This window comes from Candidatus Aminicenantes bacterium, from assembly GCA_026393795.1.
Lineage (GTDB): Bacteria > Acidobacteriota > Aminicenantia > UBA2199 > UBA2199 > UBA2199.
In genome coordinates this window covers 1-1,828 of sequence record JAPKZL010000209.1, presented here as the reverse complement: position 1 = coordinate 1,828, position 1,828 = coordinate 1, and the positions used below count along the sequence as shown (strand labels likewise).

Annotated in this window: 3 protein-coding genes; all 3 read right to left on the bottom strand. The window is 56.2% G+C overall.

Annotated features, from left to right (window positions below; genetic code table 11):
- The coding region (locus tag NTW95_10270) for a phosphoribosylaminoimidazolesuccinocarboxamide synthase (GenBank protein MCX6557797.1) at positions 1-279 on the bottom strand (279 nt) is incomplete at its 3' end.
- 16 nt (positions 280-295) lie between these two features.
- Positions 296-949 (bottom strand): MBL fold metallo-hydrolase, encoded by a 654-nt coding sequence (locus NTW95_10265; GenBank protein ID MCX6557796.1) that lies wholly within the window; start codon positions 947-949, stop codon positions 296-298.
- A gap of 64 nt (positions 950-1,013) precedes the next feature.
- A partial coding sequence (locus NTW95_10260) for a leucyl aminopeptidase (protein ID MCX6557795.1) occupies positions 1,014-1,828 on the bottom strand: 815 nt, incomplete at its 5' end.

Here is a 1,828-nt window from a genome sequence, read left to right as displayed (position 1 = left end):
GTGGCATGCGCGTTTTCCGTACATCTCGTTGAGCCAGTCGGCGTCCTCGATAACTTTAATTACATGGTTAGGGATGATGTGTTCTGTTTTTTCGAACCAGAAGGCGGAGATCTGGTTCAGCACGGCTCCCTTGTAGGGGATGCCGCACGGCAGCACCACATCGAATGCGGAGATGCGGTCGGTGGCGACCATCAGCATGCTGTCGCCAAGGTCGTACGAATCGCGCACCTTGCCGCGGTACATCAGGTTGGATAGCTCGGTCTTGAGTATGATTTCCATTGTTCCTCCGTCGATTCTACAGCTCGTGCTTGAGAACGTATATCTGGGTATCCTTTGGAAGCTGGCTGGCTTTCAGTTCAACCTTCGAGTCGTCGATCTTTTTTACGTTCTTCTTGCCCTTCAGGAATGGATCGGCATTGGCCACGGGGAAGTTCGGGCATCTGTCCGTCTGGTAGTGCATCGGGAGTACGATGCGGGGTTTCAGCTGAGCGATAACCTTATCGGCTCCGGTGGCGTCTATGGTGAAGCTCCCGCCCACCGGTATCATCAGGACATCCACCTTGCCGATCTCGGAGGCCTCCTTATCGGTCAGGACGCGGCCCAGGTCCCCCAGATGACAGAGCTTTATATCATCGACCGTAAAAACGAATATCGTATTGTCGCCGCGTTCCTTGCCGCCGCATTCGTCGTGGCAGCTGGCAATGCCGCGGAACTCGATGCCTTTCGCCTGATGCTTGCCGGCGCCCTTGAGTATCTGGGGTTTGCCGGGTATGCTTTTCACGTTGTTGTGATCGTCATGCTCGTGGCTAATGGTCACGATGTCTGCGGCTTCCGTGATCGGCTTATACTCAAGGCCGTACACGCCAGGTGTATAAGGGTCTGTAATAATCTTGGTTCCCTTATCTGAGGTGATTAATAAAGAAGCATGACCTAACCACTTGACTTTCATTTCTCCTCCTTGTTAACGCAAATACTATATTTTATATCAGTTTTCGGAATCGACTGGATATATATTAAAGGGAAAGTACGAAATTGATCAGCGTCCTCACCATCACGCCTGTCTCGCCTTTGACCACTGCGCCTTTATCCTTATCGGAGGTGGAGGTGCCGGCGATGTCGATGTGCACCCAGGGCGTGTCCTCGATAAATTCATGGAGGAACTGGGCTGCGTTTATGACCCCGCCGTATCTGCCTCCTGAGTTCTTGACATCGGCGATGTCGCTCTTGTTAGACTCCTTGTAATCGTCGTCGAGGGGCATCTGCCAGATGCGCTCGCCCGCCTCCTTGCCCGCCTCGATGACCTTCTCGATAAGCTGCTGGTCGTTGGTGAGGCCACCGCTGTAGTGATCGCCCAGCGCCACGTGGCAGGCTCCGGTAAGGGTGGCTACATCGATTACCGGGGACAGCCCTAGCTTGCGCGCGTAGCTCAGCGCGTCGGCCAGTATGACGCGCCCCTCCGCGTCCGTATTCACCACCTCTATGGTCTTGCCGTTCGAAGCCTTCAGCACGTCGCCGGGCTTGCAGGCGCTGCCGCTGGGCATATTTTCGGTGGCCGGTACGATGGCGGTTACGTTCACCCTGGGCTTCAGCTCCGCGATGGCGCGCAACGCTGAAATCACCGCGGCCCCGCCGGCCATGTCGCCTTTCATATCACCCATGCCCTCGGACGGCTTTATCGAGATGCCGCCAGAATCGAAGGTCAATCCCTTGCCCACGAGGCCGACCGTGCGCTTGGAGCGTTTGTCGCCCTGGTATTTGAGCACGATCAGCTTGGGCGGCTGCGCGCTGCCCCTGGCTACGCCGAGAAGCCCGCCCATGCCCATCTTTT